Origin of the sequence: Zymobacter palmae (genome assembly GCF_003610015.1) — a bacterium.
In the GTDB taxonomy this organism is placed as follows: Bacteria; Pseudomonadota; Gammaproteobacteria; order Pseudomonadales; family Halomonadaceae; genus Zymobacter; species Zymobacter palmae.
In genome coordinates this window covers 497,455-514,588 of sequence record NZ_AP018933.1, presented here as the reverse complement: position 1 = coordinate 514,588, position 17,134 = coordinate 497,455, and the positions used below count along the sequence as shown (strand labels likewise).

The window sequence follows — 17,134 nt, the reverse complement described above, 5'->3', positions numbered from 1 at the left end:
ACCTCATCAAGCGTTTATGAGCACATATCGCACTGCTTGGTGACCGTCAGATATCCAACGTATGAATAGGTAGGCCTACACATGAAATTTTCGGAAATGGTAGAGCATTTCGAGAGATCACTGCCGGGCGCAGAGTCGTTCAAGACCGCTAAGGCGCACTGCGATGCCATCATGCAGGACGAGCCGTTTCAGGCCGCGGCCGCTTTTCTTATCGCGGGCTTCTGCCGTACCTATGTGCTGCTGTATGAGGATCAGGCCGTCACATCTGAGTTCGCTTCTAAGAACAAGCTACAGCTGCTTCAGTACATGCAGCACCTTGATCAAGCACTGACCACGCAAGACCCAGCTAAAGCTTATGTGGCCATCAACGAAGTGCTGCAACAGTACTTGGCCAGCGACCGCATCTTCTAGGTAGAGCGGATGGCCGCTCCCTTGATGACAGAGAAGACAGAAGGCCGGATCACACCAAAAGGTAGGATCCGGCCTTCGTTCATTCTGGGGGCATGATGTATACGCGGCATCCTTACTTTGGCCGCCTTATTCACTGCCCTTTAAGCAGGCGCTTCAAGGGAAAGTGATGGTCTCGCAAGCAAACCGCGCCCTTTATGGTACGCCTCCTAGGCAAGACCATGATGTTGAGACAAAAAAATCTGCCACCCTGAACGGATGGCAGATTGTATGCTTGAGAAGCGCGGGTACGTATCAGGCAACGAAAGCCGACACGTCATCACCCAGAAAGTCGCGGATCTTTTTCATCGCCGCTTTTTCGAGCTGACGAATGCGTTCGGCAGACACGCCGTATTGGTCCGCCAGATCGTGCAGAGTAGCTTTGCGCTCGGCTAGCCAGCGCTGCTGCAGGATGTCACGCGCACGCTCATCCAGCTGCGCTAGCGCTTGGCTCAGACGACGTGAAGCGTTTTCCTCGTGATCAGCTTCTTCCAGCTGCAGTGCGGGATCGAAGCGAGAATCTTCGAGGTAGTTGGCCGGTGCCTGATAGCCCTCTTCGTCATCCGTTGCACTGGCATCGAAGCCAGCATCGCGGGACGCCAGACGGTTTTCCATTTCGCGCACGACGTGCGGTTTGACGTCGAGATCCTTCGCGATGGCATCGACTTCCGCCGTGTTCATCCACGACAGGCGTTTTTTTGCGCCGCGCAGATTGAAGAACAGCTTACGCTGCGCTTTGGTAGTCGCCACTTTGACGATACGCCAGTTGCGCAGTACGAACTCGTGAATCTCGGCCTTGATCCAGTGAACGGCGAAAGAGACCAGACGGACCCCTTGGCTCGGATCGAAGCGTTTGACGGCTTTCATCAGCCCCACGTTGCCTTCCTGAATCAGGTCAGCTTGCTGGAGGCCATAACCGGAATAGCTGCGCGCAATATGAACGACAAAACGAAGATGTGACATGACAAGACGGCGCGCGGCATCAAGATCGCCGTCGCGATGCAATTGCACCGCTAGATCGTGTTCTTCCTGCGCGCTCAGCACAGGAATGGTATTAACGGTTTGAATGTAGCCGTTGAGATCGTGCCCCGGTGAGAGCTGACCAATGGCTTGAAGACTGTTGCTCATTATGCAGATGTCTCCATCTTTGACGCTTCGACGTGATTGCCGAAGGGTCTAAAACCTTTCTGTTTAGTTGGACTCTCGACTGCGACAAAAGTTCACCTTGAAAGGCCTTCTGTCTCAGCGCGGACGTATGCGTGCCCAATGATGGCTGACGGCCACCCAAGCGCCCAGCAGACCCAGTAGTATACTACAGGTAAACAGCAGGAGTGAACCGCTAAACCCCGGTCCTGGCAGGGTATATTGACTGCCGTAACTCTCTGCCAGCGCCCTGATCGGAGCGGACAACCAGCCACGTCCGAGGGTCAGTAACAGCAGTGCCAACACACCACCACCCGCGCCATACCAAGCACCGGTATACAGGAACGGTCGCCGTACAAACCCTTGGGTTGCGCCCAGCAACGTGATGACTTCAATCTCATGGCGACGGCTTTCAACCGACAGCCTCACGGTGTTGCCAACGATCAGAATCACCCCGAACCCGAACAGTACACCGAGTGCCAGCACTAGGCGATTACCCAGGCCTTTGATGGCCTTGAGCCGCTGCAGCCAAGCAAGGTCCATGCGAACTTCATCAACACCGGGCAACGCCTTGAGCTTATCGGCCAGCGCCTGAACGTCAGCGGTATCGCGCTGCTGTGGACTAACGATCAGCGCAGCGGGCAACGGATTGTCGCGCAGCTGCCCCGACGAGAGCGACAGCCCCAGCGTCTGCTGGAACTCCTTCAACCCTTCATCGGCGGTGATAACGGAGACTTTGGCAACCCCGGAAGTCTGCCGTACTTGCTCTGCAGTACGTTCGACCACGCTATTGTCCGTACCCGGCTTAATGTACAGCGTCATCTGCGAACCATCATCTAGGCGCCCGTCCAGCGCATTGACGCTGCTCATCGCCAACCACAGCATGGCGGGCAACACGAACGACACGGCAATGGCCAGCATGGTCAACGCGGAAGCAATCGGGTGCTTGCGAATACGTTGGAAGCTTTCAGAGCTGACCTGACGATGGTGCCGCCGCCACGCATGGTAGCGGTTTTCCCACGAGACCTGCTGCGTGCGGGCACCGCGCGATGCTGGCTGCACTGCCGCAGCTCTGGTGGGGCGACGCGGCGGTCGTGTGCGCTGGTTCATGACGCCTCCCGGTCTGAAATCAAACGGCCATCGCGCAGCTTCATAATGCGATGCCGCAAGCGAGCGATCAGCGCCAGATCGTGACTCGCCAGTAGCACGGTGGTGCCGATACGGTTGAAGTCTTCGAATAGCCGCATGATGTCAGCAGACAGCTGGGGGTCGAGGTTACCGGTCGGCTCATCGGCCAGCAGCAGCGCAGGCTTGTTGACCACTGCACGGGCAATTCCTACGCGCTGTTGCTCACCGCCCGACAGTTCGATGGGCAGCGCGCGTTCACGGTGCAGCAACCCTACCTTGTCGAGCGCCGCACGCACGCGACGTGCGGCATCACGCGGATGCATGCCCTGAATCATCAGAGGCATAGCCACATTGTCGAAAACGTTGCGGTCGAACAGCAGCTGATGATCCTGAAATACCACCCCGATCTGGCGACGATAGAAGGGAATGCGAGCGGCACGCATGGAGGCAAGGTCACGCCCCCCGACGATGATCCGCCCGCGCGATGGCCGTTCGAGACACGTCAGCAGCTTCAGCACAGAGCTTTTCCCTGCCCCGGAATGACCGGTCAGGAACACCATTTCACCCGCATCAATGGTGAAATTGAGATCGGCAAGCGCTTCATAGCGCCCACCGTATCGCTTGCCTACATGCTCGAACGTGATGATGGCCATCGTTTCAGTCGCTCTACTCGTCTTCGGTACGGTCGAAGAGGGCTTCGATGAACGGCTGCGCCTCAAAGGGACGCAGATCGTCGAGAGATTCCCCAACCCCGATGAAGCGTAGAGGAATACCCAGCTGTTGGGCCAGTGCGAAGGTCACCCCCCCTTTGGCCGTACCATCCAGTTTCGTCAGTACCAGCCCCGTCACAGGAGCGGCTTCACTGAAGGTGCGGGCCTGAGCAATAGCGTTCTGTCCCGTACCGGCATCCAATACCAGCAAGACTTCGTGGGGGGCATGCTCATCCAGTTTACCCATCACGCGACGCACCTTGCGCAGCTCTTCCATCAGATGCGCCTTGTTGTGCAGGCGACCCGCGGTGTCGGCAATCAGGACATCGACCTTGCGTGCGCGCGCCGCAGACAGCGCATCGTAGATGACCGACGCACTGTCGGCTCCCGTATGCTGAGCCACGACAGGCACGTTATTACGCTCGCCCCAGACCTTCAGCTGTTCGACAGCGGCAGCGCGGAAGGTATCCCCGGCGGCCAGCATTACCGAACGGCCTTCGTTCTGGAAACGGCGGGTTAGCTTGCCAATCGTGGTGGTCTTACCTGCACCGTTGACGCCAACGACCAGAATGACGAAAGGCCCTTCCCCCTTCGGCGGCAGTTCGAGCGGTTTTTCAACGCCCGCTAGCATATCGCTCAGTTCTTGCTGAAGCGCGGTATACAGCGCACTGGCATCGGCCAGCTCCTTGCGGGACACTCGCTCGGTCAGGCGATCCATGATTTCCGTCGTGGCTTCGATGCCCACGTCCGCCATCAGTAGCTGGGTTTCCAGCTCTTCCAGCAGATCATCATCAATATGCTTGCGACCCAAAAACAGTGTTGCCAGCCCTTCCGTCAGCTGGGAACGCGTTTTGCCCAGTCCCTTGCGAATACGACTGAAGAAGCCTTCTCGACGTGGCTTCTCCTGCGTTTCGATGGAGGATGAGATGGCCTCCACCGGCGCAGCTTCTGTTTCAGCTTCTGTTTCAGCTTCTGTTTCAGCTTCTGTTTCAGCTTCTGTTTCAGCTTCTGTTTCAGCTTCTGTTTCAGCTTCTGTTTCAGCTTCTGTTTCAGCTTCTGTTTCAGCTTCTGTTTCAGCTTCTGTTTCAGCTTCTGTTTCAGCTTCTGTTTCAGCTTCTGTTTCAGCTTCTGTTTCAGCTTCTGTTTCAGCTTCTGTTTCAGCTTCTGTTTCAGCTTCTGTTTCAGCTTCTGTTTCAGCTTCTGTTTCAGCTTCTGTTTCAGCTTCTGTTTCAGCTTCTGTTTCAGCTTCTGTTTCAGCTTCTGTTTCAGCTTCGACTAGAGCTTCAACAGACGGGGTTGGTGCTTCGGTGACAGCTGGCGCAGCATGCTCCTCTGCGGGCACCACAGGAGCGTCATTGTATACAATGGCATCGTCAGAGGAACGTGATGTTTCAGAGATGGCCTCGTCATGCTCTGGCGTGACGGGCGCTTCGTCCTCCGGGGTACGCTCGATGCGCTCGGCGGCGCTCATTTCACGCGCGATCTCAGCCGTCGCCAGCGATTCATCCGCGGCAGCAGCGATATCCACCGGCATCAGGGCGTCGTCGGCACGCGCTATTTGGGCGCTTTCTTCTGCATCATGCGTAGCGTCTGACGCATGCGTTACCTCTTCCTCGCGCTCCGCTACGATCTCGGCGTGGTGAGTCTTCTCTTCTCCGGCACCGTGCTCGGATGCGACCGGTACGCTATCGGTTTCCGACACCTCGGGGGTGTCATGATGCGATCCAGCCACCTCTTCTACTGCTTCAGGCGTCTGAACCTGCGATTGTTCCTTTTCTGCATTCGCTGCATCGCGATGCTTTTTCCTGTTACGCTTGAAAAAACCGAACATGGGCAGACCTTGAACCCTTGGTTAGGATGAAGATGCTTCGGCATTCCGGCCGCTGACAAGTGGGCCCTTGCGGGTTCTCCCCTCTCTGTCAGCATATGTCAGAATCGTTACCGAAGCGTCATGGACAGGATAGAAACGGCACTATAGCGTGGCTGCTCGAAAGGGAGCAACGCTCATCCCGTGCCCCATACCCGCATAGGAGTAATTTCGTCATCATGGCTCCCCGACGCCCTGTACGGACCCCTCGCCGCAAGGGCGCTGCGCCCACGCACAGTGGGCGTATTCGCCTGATCGGCGGCACCTATCGACGCCGCCTACTGCCGGTTATCGATAGTCCCGGCCTGCGTCCCACACCCGATAGGGTGCGCGAGACGCTGTTTAACTGGCTGGGCCTGCATGTGGCAGGCGCAGAAGTGCTTGATCTGTTCAGTGGCACTGGCGCGCTGGGGCTAGAAGCACTGTCGCGTGGGGCACGCCATGTCCACTTGGTTGAACAGCAGCCGCGCGTGGCGGAGTGTTTGCGCAGCAACATTACAACGCTTGACGCCAGCGCACAGGCCACCGTGCACATCCAGGATGCGCTACATTGGCTGCAGCAACCGGCTCCTGCGGTGCCTTTCGATCTTATGTTCCTCGACCCACCGTTCCGTAAGGCACTGGCAGCACCTTGCTGCCAGCTGTTGGAAGAAGGCGGCTGGCTATCAGACGGTGCCTTCATCTATTTGGAAGTGGAGTCAGAGCTTGCGTTCACTCCGCCGCTACACTGGCAGCTGCACCGGGAAACGCATGCAGGAGAAAGCCATGGGCTACTCTTTCAACGCAATCTGCCCGACAATGCATGACACCGTGCGTTGAGGCTTGCCGCAACGGCCGACCACGCGTACGCTGACACCACATTGGAACGGCAAGGTTCGCCCTAGATGCGAGTCCTGCCTACCGCTCATTTAAAGGATATCCTGTGCGAGCATTTAGGCTGGCACAGGTGTTGGGTATCAGGAGAAAAAACATGAGCTCTGAACTGTTCGATCAACTCGAGAAGAAAGTCAGCCAGGCCGTCGACACCATTGAAATGCTGCAGCTTGAAGTGGAAGAGCTGCGTCAGGACAATCAGCGTCTCAAGGACGAACGCCAGCAGTGGGAAGGTCGCCTGAACCGTATTATCGAACAGCTGGGCAGCTTGGATGACAGCGCTGATACTGCGCCGCAGGCCCCTGCCACTCAGCAGCCGCATTCCGGCCAGTAAGCATACCGCTGGCGGAGATGCTCTCCGCCAGCCATTTTATCCCAGCGCCAGCGACATGAGACACGCCGCTTCGCGCGCGCCTTCCCCGTTCAATGCCGGATAGTAATTGGCCCTCAGGCCATCCACGCTGAAGCCCATGCGTTGATACAGCGCGATGGCGGCTGTATTCCCCTCTCGCACTTCCAACAGCACACGTTCCTTACCCGATGCCCTTGCCTGCGCCGCGGCCTGTTCGATCAGCACCTGCCCTAGCCCTCGACGCCGATAGGCGCGCGCTACGATCAGACTGTCAACCTCGACATCGAACGGCCCTACGGCAACGATAACCGCCGCGACCAAGGCACCATCATCCCAACACCCCCACACCTGATGATCGCTGCTTCGCAGCACTTCAGCGGCGTGGGTAGCATAATTCGCGACCAGTGGCTCGTCGGCCAGCAGTGACGCCAGCGCGTCCCGATCTTCATCGGTAAGCCGCTGGCAGGTCATTGGGCACCTTCGATAGCGGCCTCGTCCGCAACAGGCGTGCCGCCTAATCCTTGCCATTGCTGTCCGAGCGCATGCAACTGCGGCCACAGTGCCGCCTTAGCTTGCCCCGAAGACATCAACGCCACCAAGGAAGGAGCCTGCCAGACCGGTAGTCCCAGCAGCGAGCTCTGCGATGCCGCATCCAGCGCCAGCACCTGCATCAATGCCTTCATGCCGTCGTCGTCATCTGCACCAAACACCATCAATTGCTGCGGCGTGAGCCCGGATCGTGCACGCCCGTCAAGGAAGGCTTTGATGCCCTGCTGGGCTTCGATTACTGGCGATTCCACCATCAGTCCTTCGATCATCGGCCATTGAAAGTCGATGAACGGTGAGACATGTTCAGCTCGAATCCCGACGGAAGACCACAGTGCACTCAGCAAGCGCTGCTGCGGTACTGTTGGCGGCTCAGGCTGCACCAGCACTACCAGCCAACGATCATCCAGTGCGGCCACCTGAAGCGTAAAGCGTAGTGCCTGCTGAACGGGGGCTAAATCGGCCGGTGCATGCTCGTGCTGAGGCGCAGAGGACGGCGTTTCCGAGCGAGCGACCGATACAGAAACCGCGGCCTTCGCCTGTGGAGCCTGCTCAACGTTGGCCGCATCCAGCAGAGCACGCATGCGTCCAGGCGCGGAAGCGGAAGGCGACGCTGGCGCGGAAACGGGAGCCGGTGCCGGCGCGACCGGACGCGGCGCAGACGTATCGTCCAACAGCGAGTGCAGACGCTGAACCGGCGGCTCTGCTGCTGCCGCTGGCGCGACGTCAGGCCACTCACACGCAGGCGTTTCAGCCGCATTCGGTATCCGATAGCGCGCCGTCCACGTGGTGATCCCCATCGCGTCCAAGTATTGGAGTTGGTGCGGAGCCGCCACCTGAGGCACGGCCATGGCAGAAGCGCGTTGAGTCATCAGCTGTGATGGCCCCCGCGGCAGTTGGGCGTCGGCGGGATATCGTGTTGGCGCGTCTGCCATTCTTCCGGCGTGAACAGACGCAGGCCCAGCGCATGCACGCTGCTGGCCAGTTCATCTTTCAACAGGGAATGAATGGCGCGCTGGCGATCAATCAGCTTCTGACCGTCAAAGGCGCTGCTGACCATCACCACGCGAAAATGGGTTTCGGAATTGGGCGGCACATGGTGCATGTGGCTTTCGTTCTCTACCTGCAGCCATGCGGGAGCCAATGCCTGAAGTTTTTGTTCGATCTGTTGCTGAATGCTCATGTTCACGCCCTCGAGTTGTGTCATTCATCAATGCCCTGTGGCGCATAACTGACAAAAGGTGCCTCACGCAGTGGTTGCGGGACACCTTCCATCGAGCATGAAAACGGGGATAGCCCCGCCCAACTCACTCCTGCTCAAAATCGAGCAGCAGGTCGTCGCTATCGATGCTTTGCACGCTGAGCGGCTGATCCTCTTCCAGATCGAGCGCCAGATAGCTGAACTCAATCTGCAGGAAGTCTTCGAACAGCGCCCAGTCCAGGGTTTCGGGCCACAGCCTGACGTCTTCTTCCCACGCCCGCAGCTCGTTTTCGAGAATGTCGAGATAGCGCTCACGCAGATAGGCGTGGATCGCCTCTTCGCTGTCCATCTCACCGATGAGGTAGATCGTGCTTTCACGCTCTACGTCTTCGAGCAGCAGATCGTCTTCACCTTCGGTCGCTTCGAGCTGATTGATCCAATCAACGAAGGCTTGGGTGGGTCTGACACTGAGTGCCGAACGGTTTACTACGTTCACGATGACTCTCCCTGCAGATGCAGAAAAAAGTGGAAGAACGGTGCCGCCCTACTTATAGCAACACCGCACGTTACCGGCACTCGAAGGTGCCCGAACCCTGCGCGTCAGTCGACCAGCGGACGCATGGCCGGGAACAGCAGCACGTCACGGATCGACGGGCTATTGGTCAGCAACATGACCAGACGGTCGATACCGATCCCTTCACCTGCTGTCGGCGGCATACCGTACTCGAGCGCACAGACATAGTCTGCATCGTAGTACATGGCTTCAAGGTCACCGGCATCCTTCTCGGCTACCTGCGCACGGAAACGCTCCGCCTGATCTTCGGCATCGTTCAACTCAGAGAAGCCGTTGGCGATCTCGCGACCACCGACGAAGAACTCAAAGCGATCGGTGACGTCAGGATTCTGGTCGTTGCGGCGTGCCAGCGGACTGACTTCAGCAGGATACTCGGTAATGAACGTCGGCACGATAAGACGATGTTCTGCCACTTCTTCGAACACTTCCGTCAGCAGACGACCTTCGCCCCAGTTATCGCGCGTTTCGAGGCCCAGACGCTTGGTCAGCGCCAGCAGCGCCGCCTTGTCGGCCAGATCCTGCTCGGTGATGTTCTGCTCGGCACCGTATTTCAGCACGGATTCACGCATTGTCAGGCGATCAAACGGCTTGGCCAGGTCGATCGTGATGGCATCGTCATCCTGTCCCATCTGCAGCTCAGTGGAGCCCAGCACGGTAGTAGCGACGTGGCGCAGCATGTCTTCCGTCAGCGAGATCAGGTCACGGTAGTCCGCAAACGCCCAGTAGAACTCCAGCATGGTGAACTCGGGGTTATGACGGGTAGACAGACCTTCGTTGCGGAAGTTGCGGTTGATTTCGAACACACGTTCGAAGCCGCCCACGACCAAACGTTTGAGGTACAGTTCTGGCGCGATGCGCAGGTACATGTCCATGTCGAGCGCGTTGTGATGCGTGATAAACGGACGCGCCGTAGCACCACCCGGAATCGCTTGCAGCATTGGCGTTTCGACTTCCATGAACGCACGTTCGCCAAGGTACTGGCGGATCGCGGCGATCACGGCGGCACGGACACGGAAAGTATCGCGCACTTCAGGATTCACGATCAGATCAACGTAGCGCTGACGGTAGCGGCTTTCCTGATCGGTCAGGCCGTGGAACTTGTCAGGCAGCGGACGCAGGCTCTTGGTCAGAAGGCGAGCGCCTTCCATCATGACGTACAGATCACCCTTGCCGGATTTATGCACCGGCCCATGTGCCGCCACGATGTCACCGATGTCCCAGCCTTTGATGTCGGCCAGTACGTCTTCCGGCAGCCCTTTCTTATTGACGTACAGCTGGATCTGAGCGCTGACGTCTTGGATGACGATGAACGGGCCGCGCTTACGCATGATACGACCGGCAACGGCCGCTTTGCGGTCCTTCTGTTCCAACGTTTCCTTATCGAACTCACCCAGCTCGGCCTGCAGTTCGGCGGCCAGACTGTCGCGACGGAAATCGTTGGGGAACGCACTGCGTCCTTCGGTTTCAGCACGCTCGCGCAGTGCGGTCAGCTTGGCGCGACGCTCAGCGATCAGAGGGTGTTCTTGTGCTGCGTCAGCAGCGTCATGATGAGGCTGATCCTGATGACCCATGGAACCATCCTGTTAGCAAACGGGAGGCAGCCGACCCATTATCGACTGCGTCATGAACGAAAACGTCACTGCGGCTATCGCAGTGACGACCACCGGTTCTGTCGACCGGCATATTTTATTGACCGGCACAGAAAGCGCGCTGCTGGCTTTATAGGCCTGCTTTCAGGCTGGCTTCGATGAAGGCATCCAAATCACCGTCGAGCACCTTGTCGCAGTTGCTGCTCTGCACGTTGGTGCGCAGGTCCTTGATGCGCTGGTCATCCAGCACGTAAGAACGGATCTGACTGCCCCAGCCGATGTCTGACTTGGAGTCTTCCAGCTTTTGTTTCTCTGCGTTGCGCATCTGCATTTCGCGCTCGTACAGCTTCGCCTTCAGCATCTTCATCGCGCGATCGCGGTTGGCATGCTGCGAGCGTTCAGTCTGGCAGGACACGACCACGTTGGTCGGTTCGTGCGTAATACGCACGGCCGAGTCGGTGGTGTTGACGTGCTGACCACCGGCACCGCTGGAGCGATAGGTGTCGACGCGCAGATCGGCAGGATTAATGTCGATTTCGAAGCTGTCATCGACTTCCGGAGAAAGGAAGACGGACGCGAACGAGGTGTGACGACGGCCACCAGAATCGAACGGGCTCTTGCGCACCAAGCGGTGAACGCCGGTTTCGGTACGCAGCCAGCCGAAGGCATATTCGCCCTGGATATGGATGGTCGCCGACTTGATACCGGCAACCTCGCCCGCACTGACTTCGACCAGCTCGGTCTTGAAGCCGTGGTGCTCTGCCCAGCGCAGGTACATGCGCAGCAGGATGTTGGCCCAGTCCTGTGCCTCAGTACCACCGGAACCCGACTGGATATCGAGATAGGCGTTGTTGGCATCCATTTCGCCTGAGAACATGCGGCGAAATTCCAGTTCGGCCAGACGCGCTTCCAGCTGTTCAAGATCGGCCTTCACCGCTTCGACGGTATCCTCGTCATCTTCCATGACGGCCAGCTCTAGCAGCTCGCGGTTGTCGGTCACGCCATCGTCGATTGCGTCAATGGTGCCGACGATCATTTCAAGGCGTGCACGTTCGCGGCCCAGGTCCTGAGCGCGTGCGGGGTCGTTCCAGATATCTGGATTTTCCAGCTCACGGGTAACTTCTTCTAGCTGCTCTTTACTGGCAGCGTAGTCAAAGATACCCCCTCAGGACGTCGGCGCGTTCAGCCAAGTCCTTGAGCGTGTTGTGAATGGGATTCAGTTCCTGCATGAACAGTTCCTTTCGGATGTAACGTCAGGGCCCGCGCGCACCCAATTGTGCAGCGGCCCCGCAAAGAAAGGAGGCTATTGTAGGGCATCAGCCCATGAAGCGTCATCCCACAACGCAGACTTCATGCACGACAAATGCCAGCGGGTGGTTCAGTCGTCACGGTCAATGGTGCCATCAAGCGCTTCCCCTTCCCTTGTTCCCTACCCGCCACCTCGCTCACACGGGCCTTTTTCAAGGCCATGACAGGGCCGCATTAAGATGAAGAAAAAGGCCTGCTCCAACCCCCATGACGCGCGCTGAAGACAGCATGCACCGTCGCACACAGGAGGTGATGACAGAGTGCATAACCATATTCCTGTCATATCTGACTAAAGTGGAAATCTATAGTGGCCTAACGTCAGCACTCCCTTTAGAGTATGAGAAAAGGCCATAGCGGAATCCGGCCGGGAAACAACGGCGTCTGCGCCTTAGCATAGCACCTTGAATTTCCTCGTCGATGCCACCGGACATGGCCCATGCCGTCTCCCTACGCCAAGCGGAACTCCGGCATAGGCGGTGGCAGGATTCCGTGCCCATGACCCCTTGATGACAGGATACGCCTCATGTCTCGATTCCACGGTTTTATGACTGCCAGCGCGGCAGCTCTCAGCCTGTTGCTCGCTGCACAGGCCAACGCCTACACGCTTAAGGTAGGCATCACCAGCAACCCGGCGTCGCTCAGCCCTGCCAAGATCACTGGCGGTACGTGGGAAGAAGACGTGCTGCGTGACATCTATGCAGGCTTGGTCGACGTTTCTGCCGACGGCAAAGTGATCCCCGGGGTCGCCGAACGCTGGGAAGTGTCTGAAGACGGCCTGACATGGACGTTCCATCTGCGCGAAAGCAAATGGTCCGACGGCTCGCCCGTAACCGCTGACGATTTCGCCTTCTCGCTGCGCTACTTCGTGACACCGCAGAACGCAGCGACAGGGGTTGAGCGCCTGTACCCGATCGTCAATGCGGAAGATATCGCACGCGGCAAGGCCTCGCCTGACACCCTTGGCGTCGAATCCAAGGATGAAGGCCGCACGCTGGTGATCCATCTGCGCGAACGCACACCGTACTTCGCCAAGATGCTAGTGCTGTACCCGTTCTACCCCATGCCGCATACGCTGGTAGAAAAACTGGGCGACCGCTGGAGCCAGCCGGACAACATCGTGACCAACGGCGCATTCAAGCCTGCGTCATGGACTATCAACACCGAACTGGCGACCGTTAAGAACCCCAACTACTACGATGCCGAACACGTAGCGCTGGATGGCGTCAATTTCTACCCAACCGAGGACCGCAACGCGGGGGTTACCCGTCTGCGCGCGGGCGGTCTGGACATCCTGCGTGACTTCCCGGCATCGCGCCTGAACGAGCTGAAAGGTCTCATTCCTGACGCCGTTCACGTCACGCCGCGTCTGGGCACTTACTATTACACGATGAACTTGCGCGATGGACAGCCCACCGCCGACCGTCGTGTGCGCGAAGCCCTGTCACTGGCAATCCAGCGCGAGCTGATCACCAGCAAGCTGTTGAGCGATTCAGTGCAGCCGGCCTACGCCCTAGTTCCCCCGGGCACCAGCGACTACACCAATCAGCCACTCGCCGAGCTGAAGAATGATCCGCAGAAACGTCTGGAACGCGCCAAGGCGCTGCTGGCCGAAGCTGGCTACGGCCCCAGCAAACCGCTGACGCTCAAGCTGACTTACAACAACAGCCCTGAGCACAAGCGTATCGCTGTGGCCATCGCCGCGATGTGGAAGCAGATCGGCGTGAATACCTCGATCGAGAATGCGGAAGCCAACGTTCACTACAGCAACATGCGTCGCGGTCAGTTCCAGATTGGCCGTGCAGCATGGCTGTCCAGCTACGACGATGCGCAGAACTTCCTGCAGCTGACGTACACCGAAGGCAACAACTACGGTAACTACCAGAACCCACGCTTCCGCGAGCTCTACGAAGCAGCCAACCGCGCCAAGACGCCGGAAGAACGCCGCGAGCTGATGCAGAAAGCCGAAAAACAGCTGGCCGATGACATTGTGTTGATCCCGATCTACTACTATGCCGCACTCAACCTCGTGAACCCCGGCCTCAAAGGGTGGCAGGACAATGCCATAGATGTGCATCCCTCTCGCTGGATTTCACATCCTTAACCCTCGTAAGATTTACATGCAGCCTGCCGATAACGCAGGCTGCATGCGTTATGAGCCGGCGCATCATGAGCACGATTCATGGCCTCCGTGAACCGTGCTCATGATGGGCTTCAGTCTTCTGTCGAACGCTACGGAATCTGGAACACTGATGTCATCCTTATCACTTCTTCCCCGTACTCGTCACAGCCTGCTCTCAGGCGCAGCATTGGCGGCTGCTTTAAGTGCATCGCTCGGCCACGCTGACTCACTGTCGGTGGGCATCGTCGGCGACATGGCCTCTCTCGATCCAGCGGCCATCAACGGCGCCAGCTGGGAAAACGACGTCTTGCAGGACATCTATGAAGGTCTGGTCTCGACGTCAGCATCCGGGGAGCTGATTCCCGGCGCCGCCGCACACTGGCAGGTCTCGGCAGATGGCCGAACGTGGACCTTCACCCTGCGTGACGATGCGCGCTGGTCGGACGGCGCGCTCGTTACCGCAGACGACTTCGTGCAAGCGTTCCGCCACCAGCTCGACCCGACCGTCGCTGCCAGCTACGCCAACATGTTCTACCCCATCCGCCATGCGCAGGAAGTGAACAGCGGCAAGCTGCCCTTGACGGCCCTCGGCGTCACCTCACGCAACAGTGGCCGCACGCTGGTGATCGAACTGGAACACCCTACGCCCTACATCCTGCGCATCTTGGCACACGGCACCGCAGCCCCACTGCCCACTCACCTGATTGCCAAGGATCCGCAGTGGAAGAGCATCGGCCATCTGGTCACCAATGGGGCTTACACGCCAACGGAATGGGCACCGCAGTCTTATCTGCGCGTACAGCGCAACGCCGCTTTCCATGCGACACATGATGTCAACTACGACAGCGTCACCTACTACATCACCGACAGCCGTCAGTCAGCGATCATGCGCTTCCGAGCCCATGCCCTCGACATCGCCCGCACGGTACCGGCCGAGCGACTGCAGTGGCTTCAGCAGATAGAACCACAGGCACTGCACGCCTCACCAATGCTGGGCAGCTACTTCTACGCCTTTAACACCGTCAACGGTCACCCCACCAGCGATCCGCGTGTGCGCGAAGCACTCAGCCTCGCCGTTAACCGCACCACCATCGCCGATCAGGTGCTGGCAGGTGGCTTCGTGCCCTCCTATTCGCTCGTCCCGGCGTCGATGACAGGCTATACCCCTCAGCAAGTGCCCGATGCGACGGCTCGCAGTGAGCGCGCGCGTCAGCTACTGAAGGACGCTGGCTACGACCAGAGCCGTCCGCTGATTATCAAGCTGCGCTACGACAACAGCGAGGACAACCGCAAGAGCGCTCTGGCGCTGGCGGCCATGTGGCAGCGCATTGGCGTCAAGAGCCAGTTGGAGAAAGCAGAGCCGCCCATTCACCACGCTGCGATACATCAGGGTGATTTCGATGTGGCGCGCGCTAAGTGGGATGCAGACTATGACGATGCGATGACCTTCTTGGACACGCTGACGTCGTGGAGCACCAATAACTACAGCCACTACCACAACAGCGCCTACGACTCGCTGATCAAAGAAGCGGTGGATGCTGTGGACCCGACGATCCGCCGCCAGCTGCTTGAACAGGCTGAACAGGTCGCCATGAAAGACTACGCGGTGCTGCCATTGATGACCCAACGCAGCCTCAACCTCGTATCGCCCGCCGTCAGCGGCTGGCAGGACAACGCCCTCGACGTGCACCTGTCTCGCTGGATGAAACCGTCAGCACAGGATGCCGCTCAGCACTGAGCCACTCGGCATTCATCATTGAAAAAGGCGTTCGGCGTTATGGCTGAACGCTTTTTTTGCGAGAAGACATTGACCCGCACGCCCCAGACACAGCCACATCACCCGCTCAGACCGGCACGTGCGCGTACCACCCTACGCGACCGCTTCGCAGAGCCAGAAGAACAGCCCACCGATCCAACAGAAATCGCCAGCTGAACACGAAGATATTCCCTCATGCTTAGTCCTCGGTCTTCCTCTCTCCCGTGCACCTTATTCGGATACGCCACGCGCCTTCAGCCCAGCAGTCAAATGTGCCTATCGAGCAGATCTACTGCCACTTGTACGAGTCACACGCGGCCTCTTTTCGCATGTGCTTAGCTGCCCCGCCGCACAATCTCCCCCTATCACACGGATAATACTGCGCGTTATCAACCTTATGGGTGGCATTGATGCTGGCGCACAGCATGTGCTGCGCATGCCATGAGCGACTCAAGCGCACTGAAAGGTTGCATTCAGCTCCCTTCTGTCGATATGGTTAACACTGTTAACTAAATAACGAGGCACGAGCCATGTCGACCGTTACGTTACCCTGCGATGAAGTGCGCGGCTTCCGGACCCTGCTGCGCGAGATGGTGCGCGAACTGGGTATGCTGAACCGTACCCTTCATAACACCGGCCTCTCGCCGCTTCAGAGCCATATCCTGATCGAACTGGGCCAACGGCCGCTCGGCGTGACCGAACTGGCCCGACTGCTGTGCGCCGAAAAATCCAGCATCAGCCGCACGCTGCGCAGCCTGACCGATAATGGGCTGCTGGCCAGACAGGAAGACGACAGGGATCGGCGTGCCTCAGTATTCCTACTGACGGAAAAAGGGCAGCACGTGCTGCAAGACGTTCACCTGCATGCCGACCAGCATATCCTCAATGCGCTGGCGCTCTCCTCAGAATCCGAGCAGCGGGCAATGGTCAGCACCGCCAAGACACTGACCGCGGCCCTGCGCAGTGCTCGGCGTCAGGAAGACGCTCGCATAGCGCTGCGTCCAATCCAGCCAAAGGATGATCCTGCTATTCAGCGTGTCATCGTGCGCAGTTTCGAGGAAAACGGCATTGCCCACCTCGAAGGCGTCAGCCTGCACGATCCGGCCCTTGGTCACCTCAGTCATGCCTATAGCTTGCCAAGGGCGAGGTACTGGGTCGCCACGCAGGGTGGCCGCGTGATTGGCGGCGTCGGTATTGCGCCACTGGCAGGGGCCGACGACCAGCACTGCGAAATGCAGAAGCTCTATCTGGACAGTCAGTTCTCCGGGATGGGAATAGGCCGACGTCTCATCGCACACGCACTGCGCGAGGCACGCGCCTTCGGCTACCGTTACTGCTATCTGGAAACGCTGAACGAACTCTCGTCGGCCGTCGGCCTCTATCGTACGTTCGGATTCGAATACTGTGCTCGCTTGGGCCATACCGGGCACGGCAGCTGCGACATATGCATGCTGAAAGTGCTGGAGTAACGCGCCTCATACGCCGCAGGGTCTCCTCCCTGCGGCGTTTTTCGTTCACGCT

General features: G+C 58.6%; 17 protein-coding genes. 7 read left to right on the top strand and 10 right to left on the bottom strand.

What is annotated here, in order from left to right; all coding sequences use genetic code 11:
- Nucleotides 1-81: 81 nt before the first annotated feature.
- Nucleotides 82-411, top strand: coding sequence for a hypothetical protein (locus ZBT109_RS02300; protein ID WP_027704839.1), 330 nt, complete (start codon nt 82-84; stop codon nt 409-411).
- Between the two features lie 291 nt (nt 412-702).
- Here the strand turns inward: ZBT109_RS02300 and rpoH are convergent, their stop codons facing one another.
- The 4 genes from rpoH to ftsY form a co-directional block, all read right to left on the bottom strand.
- A complete protein-coding gene (gene rpoH, locus ZBT109_RS02295; RefSeq protein WP_027704838.1) occupies nt 703-1,575 on the bottom strand; it encodes an RNA polymerase sigma factor RpoH in 873 nt (290 codons plus the stop codon).
- A 114-nt stretch (nt 1,576-1,689) separates the two neighbouring features.
- Nucleotides 1,690-2,700 carry a permease-like cell division protein FtsX gene (gene ftsX / locus ZBT109_RS02290; protein ID WP_027704837.1) on the bottom strand — a complete coding sequence of 337 codons (1,011 nt, stop codon included), beginning with the start codon at nt 2,698-2,700 and terminating at the stop codon, nt 1,690-1,692.
- Nucleotides 2,697-3,365, bottom strand: a complete 669-nt coding sequence (ftsE, locus tag ZBT109_RS02285; RefSeq protein ID WP_027704836.1) for a cell division ATP-binding protein FtsE — start codon at nt 3,363-3,365, stop codon at nt 2,697-2,699. The genes ftsX and ftsE overlap by 4 nt, the downstream gene beginning before the upstream one ends.
- Before the next feature lie 19 nt (nt 3,366-3,384).
- A complete protein-coding gene (gene ftsY / locus ZBT109_RS02280) occupies nt 3,385-4,827 on the bottom strand; it encodes a signal recognition particle-docking protein FtsY (protein WP_408646087.1) in 1,443 nt (480 codons plus the stop codon).
- Between the two features lie 647 nt (nt 4,828-5,474).
- Between ftsY and rsmD the strand changes: the two genes are divergently transcribed.
- Nucleotides 5,475-6,101, top strand: coding sequence for a 16S rRNA (guanine(966)-N(2))-methyltransferase RsmD (rsmD, locus tag ZBT109_RS02275; RefSeq protein WP_038277709.1), 627 nt, complete (start codon nt 5,475-5,477; stop codon nt 6,099-6,101).
- A 164-nt stretch (nt 6,102-6,265) separates the two neighbouring features.
- Entirely contained in the window at nt 6,266-6,502 is a 237-nt protein-coding gene (locus ZBT109_RS02270; RefSeq protein ID WP_027704651.1) for a cell division protein ZapB, read from the top strand.
- 36 nt (nt 6,503-6,538) lie between these two features.
- Here ZBT109_RS02270 and ZBT109_RS02265 read toward each other — a convergent pair whose 3' ends face one another.
- From ZBT109_RS02265 to prfB, 6 genes are all read right to left on the bottom strand, one after another.
- A complete protein-coding gene (locus ZBT109_RS02265) occupies nt 6,539-6,991 on the bottom strand; it encodes a GNAT family N-acetyltransferase (protein ID WP_027704650.1) in 453 nt (150 codons plus the stop codon).
- Nucleotides 6,988-7,938 (bottom strand): hypothetical protein, encoded by a 951-nt coding sequence (locus ZBT109_RS02260; RefSeq protein WP_120185319.1) that lies wholly within the window; start codon nt 7,936-7,938, stop codon nt 6,988-6,990. Before ZBT109_RS02260 ends, ZBT109_RS02265 begins: the two co-directional genes overlap by 4 nt.
- On the bottom strand, nt 7,938-8,249 hold the full coding sequence (locus tag ZBT109_RS02255) for a BolA family protein (RefSeq protein WP_027704649.1): 312 nt from the start codon (nt 8,247-8,249) through the stop codon (nt 7,938-7,940). The genes ZBT109_RS02260 and ZBT109_RS02255 overlap by 1 nt, the downstream gene beginning before the upstream one ends.
- Before the next feature lie 124 nt (nt 8,250-8,373).
- On the bottom strand, nt 8,374-8,763 hold the full coding sequence (locus tag ZBT109_RS02250) for a hypothetical protein (protein WP_027704648.1): 390 nt from the start codon (nt 8,761-8,763) through the stop codon (nt 8,374-8,376).
- A 104-nt stretch (nt 8,764-8,867) separates the two neighbouring features.
- Entirely contained in the window at nt 8,868-10,412 is a 1,545-nt protein-coding gene (lysS, locus tag ZBT109_RS02245) for a lysine--tRNA ligase (protein ID WP_027704647.1), read from the bottom strand.
- Between the two features lie 148 nt (nt 10,413-10,560).
- Nucleotides 10,561-11,659 (bottom strand): peptide chain release factor 2 gene (gene prfB / locus ZBT109_RS02240; protein ID WP_120185318.1). Its coding sequence is split into 2 segments (ribosomal slippage): nt 10,561-11,583 and nt 11,585-11,659, totalling 1,098 coding nucleotides; the frame shifts between segments, so codons are not numbered across the junction.
- Nucleotides 11,660-12,261: 602 nt separating this feature from the next.
- Here prfB and ZBT109_RS02235 point away from each other — a divergent pair.
- The 4 genes from ZBT109_RS02235 (at nt 12,262) to ZBT109_RS02225 (ending at nt 17,082) form a co-directional block, all read left to right on the top strand.
- Nucleotides 12,262-13,839 carry a peptide ABC transporter substrate-binding protein gene (locus ZBT109_RS02235; protein WP_051523684.1) on the top strand — a complete coding sequence of 526 codons (1,578 nt, stop codon included), beginning with the start codon at nt 12,262-12,264 and terminating at the stop codon, nt 13,837-13,839.
- Between the two features lie 148 nt (nt 13,840-13,987).
- Nucleotides 13,988-15,595, top strand: a complete 1,608-nt coding sequence (locus ZBT109_RS02230; RefSeq protein WP_038277737.1) for a peptide ABC transporter substrate-binding protein — start codon at nt 13,988-13,990, stop codon at nt 15,593-15,595.
- A 39-nt stretch (nt 15,596-15,634) separates the two neighbouring features.
- Entirely contained in the window at nt 15,635-15,790 is a 156-nt protein-coding gene (locus ZBT109_RS13700) for a hypothetical protein (RefSeq protein WP_156934026.1), read from the top strand.
- A gap of 353 nt (nt 15,791-16,143) precedes the next feature.
- On the top strand, nt 16,144-17,082 hold the full coding sequence (locus tag ZBT109_RS02225; protein WP_051523682.1) for a bifunctional helix-turn-helix transcriptional regulator/GNAT family N-acetyltransferase: 939 nt from the start codon (nt 16,144-16,146) through the stop codon (nt 17,080-17,082).
- Nucleotides 17,083-17,134: the final 52 nt, after the last annotated feature.

Bases quoted from the DNA above. Each gene is read 5' to 3' on its own strand.
- ZBT109_RS13700 (WP_156934026.1), top strand. From the start codon at position 15,635: ATGGCTGAACGCTTTTTTTGCGAGAAGACATTGACCCGCACGCCCCAG.
- ZBT109_RS02260 (WP_120185319.1), bottom strand. From the start codon at position 7,938: ATGACTCAACGCGCTTCTGCCATGGCCGTGCCTCAGGTGGCGGCTCCG.
- lysS (WP_027704647.1), bottom strand. From the start codon at position 10,412: ATGGGTCATCAGGATCAGCCTCATCATGACGCTGCTGACGCAGCACAA.
- ZBT109_RS02230 (WP_038277737.1), top strand. From the start codon at position 13,988: ATGTCATCCTTATCACTTCTTCCCCGTACTCGTCACAGCCTGCTCTCA.
- ZBT109_RS02225 (WP_051523682.1), top strand. From the start codon at position 16,144: ATGTCGACCGTTACGTTACCCTGCGATGAAGTGCGCGGCTTCCGGACC.
- ZBT109_RS02265 (WP_027704650.1), bottom strand. From the start codon at position 6,991: ATGACCTGCCAGCGGCTTACCGATGAAGATCGGGACGCGCTGGCGTCA.
- rpoH (WP_027704838.1), bottom strand. From the start codon at position 1,575: ATGAGCAACAGTCTTCAAGCCATTGGTCAGCTCTCACCGGGGCACGAT.
- ZBT109_RS02255 (WP_027704649.1), bottom strand. From the start codon at position 8,249: ATGAGCATTCAGCAACAGATCGAACAAAAACTTCAGGCATTGGCTCCC.
- ZBT109_RS02300 (WP_027704839.1), top strand. From the start codon at position 82: ATGAAATTTTCGGAAATGGTAGAGCATTTCGAGAGATCACTGCCGGGC.
- rsmD (WP_038277709.1), top strand. From the start codon at position 5,475: ATGGCTCCCCGACGCCCTGTACGGACCCCTCGCCGCAAGGGCGCTGCG.
- ftsX (WP_027704837.1), bottom strand. From the start codon at position 2,700: ATGAACCAGCGCACACGACCGCCGCGTCGCCCCACCAGAGCTGCGGCA.
- ZBT109_RS02270 (WP_027704651.1), top strand. From the start codon at position 6,266: ATGAGCTCTGAACTGTTCGATCAACTCGAGAAGAAAGTCAGCCAGGCC.
- ZBT109_RS02235 (WP_051523684.1), top strand. From the start codon at position 12,262: ATGTCTCGATTCCACGGTTTTATGACTGCCAGCGCGGCAGCTCTCAGC.